Raw genomic sequence first — 7,249 nt, forward strand, 5'->3', positions numbered from 1 at the left:
GCATTATCATGCCCCGCAGAAGCTATAACCATGGTTGCTGCCGAACGCCAGAAAGGCGAAGAGCATTTATACCGGGAAGAAAAATACGCTGCAGTTTACGAAATAAACATGCTGCGCTGCATTTTTTGCGGCCTTTGTGAAGAAGCCTGCCCCAAGGAGGCCATATATCTTGACGGAGATATTGTACCTGCCGACTATTTGAGGAAGGATTTTATTTACGGCAAAGACAAATTAGTAGAACCACCCTTAAATCAATAAAGAAGTTTTATACCTTTGCGCAACTCTTAAAAAGGGCAAGGGTATTTTGTAAATATAAATATGAGTACATTTTACTTCATCGCATTTTTGTCCATATTCTTTTCGATATTGGTGATCACKGCCAAAAATCCGGTACATAGTATCCTTTATCTTATACTTACCTTTTTTACGTTTACCATTCACTATATATTAATGAACGCCCAGTTTTTGGCGATAGTTAATTTTATAGTGTACATGGGCGCTATCCTGGTATTGTTCCTGTACACACTGATGCTTATCAACCTGAATAAGGATAGTGAACCTGTTAAGCCATTTATGGTGAAGTTTGCGGGTGTATTTGGTGGTGGCATTCTGATGGTGGCTTTAGCAGCCTCCTTAAAATCAATCGGAATATCTAACCCGGTTGTRTTGCAGAACCCGGAGCTGGGTCTGGTGAAAAACCTGGGTAAAGTATTGTTTAACGAATTTTTACTGCCATTTGAAATATCGTCAGTATTGCTGTTATCGGCAATGGTGGGTGCTGTTTTACTGGCTACAAAAGACACTAAAACAGCATAATGGAAAGCTTAACAAATACAATACAAGCGGTGCCGCTTAATCATTACATTTTATTAAGCAGCATTATTTTTTCGATAGGTGTAATGGGCGTATTGATCCGCCGCAATGCTATCGTGATATTTATGTCGGTTGAACTGATGCTGAACGCGGTGAACCTTTTGCTAACGGCATTCTCTGTTTACAGGGGCGATGCTACCGGACAGGTTTTTGTATTCTTTATTATGGCACTTGCGGCCGCCGAAGTAGCTGTGGGGCTGGCCATCATTGTGATGATTTACCGTAATACCAATTCGATAGATATTAACGTGCTGAACAGGCTGAAGTGGTAGCCCCCTGGCCCCCTGAAGGGGGAGGGATAGAGATTAACATTCAATGCCTTCTGTAAGGAAGGCTTATAAATAAAACAATTTAAAAACAAAAAGTCTCCCCTACCGGGGGGGATTTAGAGGGGGCTTATGAATCAATACATCTGGCTTATTCCCATATTACCGTTAGCCGGTTTTATTATTAACGGATTTGGCCGTAATTCATTATCAAAAGGAATAATAGGCTTTATTGGCAGCTTACTCGTACTGGTATCTTTTGGGTTAAGCCTGGCAGCATTCTTCCAGATCAAATCAACCGGCAACCCTATTAATATTACTTATTTTGATTGGATCAACGCGGGCCCGGTTCATATACCTTTCGCATTTTTGGTTGATCAGTTGAGCTCTATTATGTTGCTCATTATCACGGGTGTTGGTTTCCTTATACACCTGTATTCTATTGGTTATATGCATGATGATAAAGGTTTTGGTAAGTTTTTCGCTTACTTAAACCTGTTTGTATTTTTCATGCTGCTATTGGTGATGGGTTCAAACTATATCATCATGTTTATAGGCTGGGAGGGCGTAGGTTTATGCTCGTACCTGCTTATTGGTTTCTGGTATACCAACCCAGACTATGCCGACGCTGCAAAAAAAGCCTTCATCATGAACCGTATAGGCGATTTGGGCTTTTTACTGGGGGTGTTCCTAATGATCTACGCGTTTGGAAGTATTGAATTTGCTACCCTATTTCCTAAGGCGGCAGCAATGAAAATAGGTGCCGCGCCATTTACAGTAATTGCCCTATTGTTGTTTGTTGGCGCTATAGGTAAATCGGCCCAGTTACCATTGTTTACCTGGTTACCAGATGCAATGGCCGGCCCAACTCCTGTATCAGCATTGATCCACGCTGCAACCATGGTTACAGCAGGTATTTATATGATTGCCCGCTCAAACATATTCTACAGCATGTCGCCATTTGCAATGGAGGTTGTGGCTATAGTAGGTTTGGCTACCGCGTTATTTGCCGCGTTAATTGCCCTTACGCAAACGGATATTAAAAAGGTACTGGCTTATTCAACTGTATCGCAACTGGGCTATATGTTTTTAGGTTTAGGTGTGGGTGCCTATACCGGTGCTTTCTTCCACGTATTAACACATGCTTTCTTTAAAGCCCTGTTATTCCTTGGTGCAGGCTCTGTTATCCATGCGGTAAGCGGCGAGCAGGATATGCGCAAAATGGGAGGCTTAAAAGGCAAGCTGCCTGTTACATTTGCTACCATGCTTATTGGTACTATAGCCATTTCGGGAATACCACCGTTCTCTGGTTTCTTTTCAAAAGACGAAATTCTGGCTCATGCCTTTGAGCACAGTACTACCTTTTATGTAGTAGGTGTATTTAYGGCTATGCTTACCTCGTTCTACATGTTCAGGATGATGTACCTTACTTTTTGGGGTAAATTCCGTGGCACGCATGAGCAGGAACATCATTTGCATGAGTCGCCGGCAACCATGACCATTCCATTGATCATATTGGCAATACTTTCTATTATCGGCGGTTTAATTGGCGTGCCCGAGGTTTTAGGTGGTCACCATGAACTTGGCCACTACCTGGCCCCTGTATTTAAAGCATCAACGGCGATCCTGCCTTCACATGAATTGTCATCAGGTACCGAATGGATCCTGATGGGTGTTTCGGTAGGTGTTGCATTTATAGCATTAATCTATGCTTTTATAAAATATGTTCAAAACGGTAGTCTTCCGGTAGCAGATACCGACGAACGCCCCGCATTGACCAGCTTATCCTATCAGAAATTTTATGTAGATGAGCTTTATGATTTCCTGATCCGCAAACCATTGGATTTCTTGTCAACTTTTTTCTACAACGTAGTGGATAAGATGGGTATTGATGGTTTAGTGAACGGCCTGGGTAAAGGAACTGTTGAAACCAGTAAAGGCCTGCGTTTATTGCAAACCGGCAATGTAGGTTTTTACATATTTGTAATGGTGCTGGGTATTATAGCCATATTGGTTTACAGCGTATTTGGATTAACTAAAGTATAAACGATAGCGTTTAAAATATAAAATGACCGTTAGTATATTAATTTTTTTACCGGTAGTTGCCGCAGTTATAGTAGCCTTATTAAAAAACGGGGCTGCCAAACACGCCGCATTATTTTTCTCTGTTGCCGAACTGGTAATAGCCGGTCTGTTTTTAAGCCGTTTTGTACCCGATGCAACAACACAATTTGGTATTGATGTTCCGTGGATAGCAAAATTGGGTATTTATTTTAGCGCTGGTATTGATGGCATCAGCATGATCATGGTACTGCTTACCACGTTGCTTGTACCGCTTATTATATTAACCACCTATAAGCACGAATATAAAAATGCCGGTGCTTTTTATGGTTTAATACTATTTATGCAGGCTGGTTTGCTGGTAGTGTTTACCGCGTTAGACGGGTTTTTATTTTACGTTGGATGGGAAGCCGCGTTAATCCCTATTTACTTTATATGCGCCCTTTGGGGGGGCGAAAACCGGATCCGTATTACCCTTAAATTTTTCATCTATACATTTGCCGGTTCGTTATTTATGCTGGTAGCTATCATCTACCTTTATTTACAATCACCGGATAGAACTTTCGATATTCATAGCTTTTACGCTTTAAAGCTTACTGCCCCGCAACAATCGTGGGTATTTTTGGCATTTTTCCTGGCCTTTGCCATTAAAATGCCTTTATTCCCTTTCCATACCTGGCAGCCCGATACTTATACCGAGGCACCTACCGGCGGTACCATGATGTTATCAGGAATCATGCTTAAAATGGGGATCTATGGCGTTATCAGGTGGTTAATACCATGCGCACCTCTTGGTTTGGCTCATTGGCAAAGCCTGGCTATTATACTTGCAGTTATTGGTATTGTGTATGCTTCCATCATAGCGTTTAAACAAACAGACGGCAAACGTTTGGTAGCTTATTCATCCATAGCGCACGTTGGCCTTATTGCTGCGGCAATTTTTACCTGGAACGCGCAAGGTTTACAAGGCGCAATGATACAAATGCTTAACCACGGTATAAATGTGGTAGGCATGTTTTTTATATGGGATATCATCAGCAGGCGTTTAAATACACGTAACATCGGCCAGCTTGGCGGTATTGCGCTGGTAGCGCCTAAATTTTCAATAGCGTTTTTAATTATAGTATTGGGTACGGTAGGTTTACCACTTACCAATGGGTTTGTAGGCGAGTTTTTATTGCTTGATGGTGTTTTTCAATACAGCGCTTACCACTACATGAATTTAGCACTGGTAATAGCAGCGGGTTTAACTATCATTTTTGGCGCCGTATATATGTTACGGATGTACAAAAATGTAATGCAGGGCGGGCTTAATGAACTGACAACAACTTTTAGGGATATAAGCGGATCAGAGCAATTGGTCCTGACTATTATCTGTATACTGATAATAGCCATAGGTGTTTATCCGCAGCCAATAATGCATATATCTGAGGCGGCGGTTAATAATTTGTTAGGCACTTTGAATGGAAAGTTGACGTATTAGAATGAAATTCTAAACTCTAAATCCAAAATTCTAAAAAGAAAATAAAATATTTAAATGAGTACTTTAATCATCATATCTGTTTTACCAATAGTGCTGCTGTATCTTGGTTTATACAAGGCTACAAAAGCATTATTACCCGTTACTGTGATTGGCTTGATCGCCGCGCTGGTTTGTGCCGTTGCCGAATATAAAACCCCGGATACAACGGTGCCAATTTATCAAGGTATGATGTTGTTCAACAACTTCTCTGTTGTATTTTCATCAGTTGCTATTATTACCACAATCCTCATCCTGCTTTTATCTGGTGGATATTTTGAGAGGATCAGTAAACATGTGGCCGAGTATTACGCTATTATATTATTCTCGCTAACGGGTATCATTGTAATGGTATCTTACTATAACCTTACCATGATGTTCATTGGTATCGAGATCATGTCGGTAAGTTTATATATCCTGGCGGGTATCAGGAAAAGTGATTTCGCATCGAACGAGGCCGCTTTAAAGTATTTCCTGATGGGGGCATTCTCAACCGGTTTCTTATTGTTTGGCATCACTTTAATATACGGTTCAACAGGCTCATTCAGTTTAGAAGTTATCCGCGATTGGGTTTTGGCACATCCGCACATCGATCCGATGTTTTACACAGGTATCGCGTTGATTATTGTCGGGCTTTGCTTTAAGGTTGGCGCCGCGCCATTCCATTTCTGGACTCCTGATGTATATGAGGGCTCACCTACCCTTATAACCGCCTTCATGTCTACGGTAGTAAAAACTGCCGGTTTTGCAGCATTTCTGCGTTTGTTTTCGGTCTGCTTTGCTCCACTGTCTGATTTTTGGATGCCGGTTTTACTTGTTATTACTGTAGCAACTTTATTTATAGGTAACATCACCGCGCTGTATCAGCAAAGCTTTAAACGAATGCTGGCTTTTTCAAGCATATCACATGCGGGCTACCTGCTTTTTGCTATTGTGGCTTTAGGTTCTGCATCGGCTAATTCGGTATTTATATACGCTACTGCGTATTCAATTGCTTCAATTATTGCTTTTGGCAGTTTAATATTGGTGCATCAGCAAAGCGGCAGCGATAGCTTTGAAAGCTTTAACGGCCTTGCAAAAAACAATCCTTTCCTGGCCTTTGTATTAACAATATCTATGCTGTCATTGGCTGGTATCCCGCTTACTGCAGGGTTTATTGGAAAGTTTTTCATGTTTTCGGGCGCGCTGTCAAAGTACCAGTTTTGGCTGGTTATTATAGCCGTTGTAAATGCCATTATCAGTATCTTTTATTATTTCAGGGTTATAGTTGCCATGTATTTCCGCCCGGCAGATAGGGCCGAAGTTACCATACCGGCATATTATAAACTTGTTTTTGCTGTATCGGCATTAGCAACTGTTATTATCGGTGTTTATCCCGATTTTATCTCCCGTTTCATTTAATAATAACTGGGTACTGCAAATTGATATAATATTTGTAGTTTTACAGATATAGTGAATGGAAAGTTTTTGGGATTACCTTCAAAATTTAACGGACGCTCAATCCATCATAAGCAGGGGAGGCTTTTATTTCCTGCTTGTTGTTGTTTTTGCTGAAACCGGCCTGTTTTTTGGTTTTTTTTTACCAGGAGATTATCTGCTATTCATGGCAGGTTTGCTGTGTTCGGCAGGAAAGGTGGATGTAGGCATATCTACGTTGGTGCTATCGCTCATTGCAGCTGGCATATTAGGAAATTTTACGGGTTATTGGTTTGGTTACCGAACAGGGCCTGTGCTATTTAATAAGAACGACTCGCTGTTTTTTAAAAAGCGATATGTGGTACTTGCAAGCGATTTTTATAATAAGTACGGAGGAATGGCCTTGATTTTAGGGAGATTTTTCCCGATAGTTAGAACATTTGCCCCTATATTTGCAGGTGTTGTAAAGGTTGACATAAAAAAATTCGGTTTATATAACCTGATAGGGAGTGTAACCTGGGTATGTACATTTACTTTAGGCGGATTTTTCTTAGGTAAAAGGTTTCCGCAATTAAAGGATTATATGCAGTATATAGTTTTAGGGCTGATTGTTATTACTACCATCCCGCTTGTTACAGCTTACATCCGTAAAAAAATAGCAGTGAATAAAGAAAAGAGTAACACATAAAAATACATAACAAATACCAATGAGTACACAACACCCATGGCACCAGGTTTCTCCRGGTGAAAACATCCCCGAGATTGTTAACGCTATAATTGAAATCCCTAAAGGCTCTAAAGCCAAATACGAAATTGATAAGGATTCTGGTTTACTAAAATTAGATCGGGTTTTATTTTCGTCGGTAATGTACCCGGCCAACTACGGCTTTATTCCACAAACTTACTGCGATGATAAAGATCCATTAGATATATTGGTACTTTGCTCAATTGATGTTTTCCCGATGTCGATCATCGAGGCAAAGGTAGTAGGTGTGATGCACATGGTTGATAATGGCGAACAGGACGATAAAATTATTGCTGTTGCCAAAAACGATATGTCGGTAAATTACATAAATGATTTGAATGAGCTTCCTCCGCACGCCATGACCGAAAT

8 protein-coding genes are annotated in these 7,249 nt (G+C 40.7%); all 8 read left to right on the top strand.

The window, feature by feature from the left end; all coding sequences use genetic code 11:
- Nucleotides 1–258, top strand: a 258-nt coding sequence (locus AC1DPZ_RS18630) for a 4Fe-4S binding protein (protein WP_477406159.1), incomplete at its 5' end; no start/stop codon positions are given.
- Between the two features lie 60 nt (nucleotides 259–318).
- Nucleotides 319–816: an NADH-quinone oxidoreductase subunit J family protein gene (locus tag AC1DPZ_RS18635; RefSeq protein ID WP_477406161.1), complete on the top strand. Its 498-nt coding sequence runs from the start codon at nucleotides 319–321 to the stop codon at nucleotides 814–816.
- Nucleotides 816–1,145, top strand: a complete 330-nt coding sequence (nuoK, locus tag AC1DPZ_RS18640; protein ID WP_477406163.1) for an NADH-quinone oxidoreductase subunit NuoK — start codon at nucleotides 816–818, stop codon at nucleotides 1,143–1,145. The genes AC1DPZ_RS18635 and nuoK overlap by 1 nt, the downstream gene beginning before the upstream one ends.
- A 126-nt stretch (nucleotides 1,146–1,271) precedes the next feature.
- The gene (nuoL, locus tag AC1DPZ_RS18645; RefSeq protein WP_477406165.1) at nucleotides 1,272–3,185 is read left to right on the top strand and encodes an NADH-quinone oxidoreductase subunit L; all 1,914 of its coding nucleotides are present in this window, start codon (nucleotides 1,272–1,274) and stop codon (nucleotides 3,183–3,185) included.
- 22 nt (nucleotides 3,186–3,207) lie between these two features.
- Nucleotides 3,208–4,683 (top strand): complex I subunit 4 family protein, encoded by a 1,476-nt coding sequence (locus AC1DPZ_RS18650; RefSeq protein WP_477406167.1) that lies wholly within the window; start codon nucleotides 3,208–3,210, stop codon nucleotides 4,681–4,683.
- Nucleotides 4,684–4,737: 54 nt separating this feature from the next.
- The gene (locus tag AC1DPZ_RS18655; RefSeq protein ID WP_477406169.1) at nucleotides 4,738–6,120 is read left to right on the top strand and encodes an NADH-quinone oxidoreductase subunit N; all 1,383 of its coding nucleotides are present in this window, start codon (nucleotides 4,738–4,740) and stop codon (nucleotides 6,118–6,120) included.
- 55 nt (nucleotides 6,121–6,175) lie between these two features.
- Nucleotides 6,176–6,823: a DedA family protein gene (locus tag AC1DPZ_RS18660; protein ID WP_477406171.1), complete on the top strand. Its 648-nt coding sequence runs from the start codon at nucleotides 6,176–6,178 to the stop codon at nucleotides 6,821–6,823.
- 19 nt (nucleotides 6,824–6,842) lie between these two features.
- Nucleotides 6,843–7,249, top strand: a 407-nt coding sequence (locus tag AC1DPZ_RS18665) for an inorganic diphosphatase (RefSeq protein WP_477406173.1), incomplete at its 3' end; no start/stop codon positions are given.

The organism is Mucilaginibacter sp. P4_G9 (genome assembly GCF_056400985.1).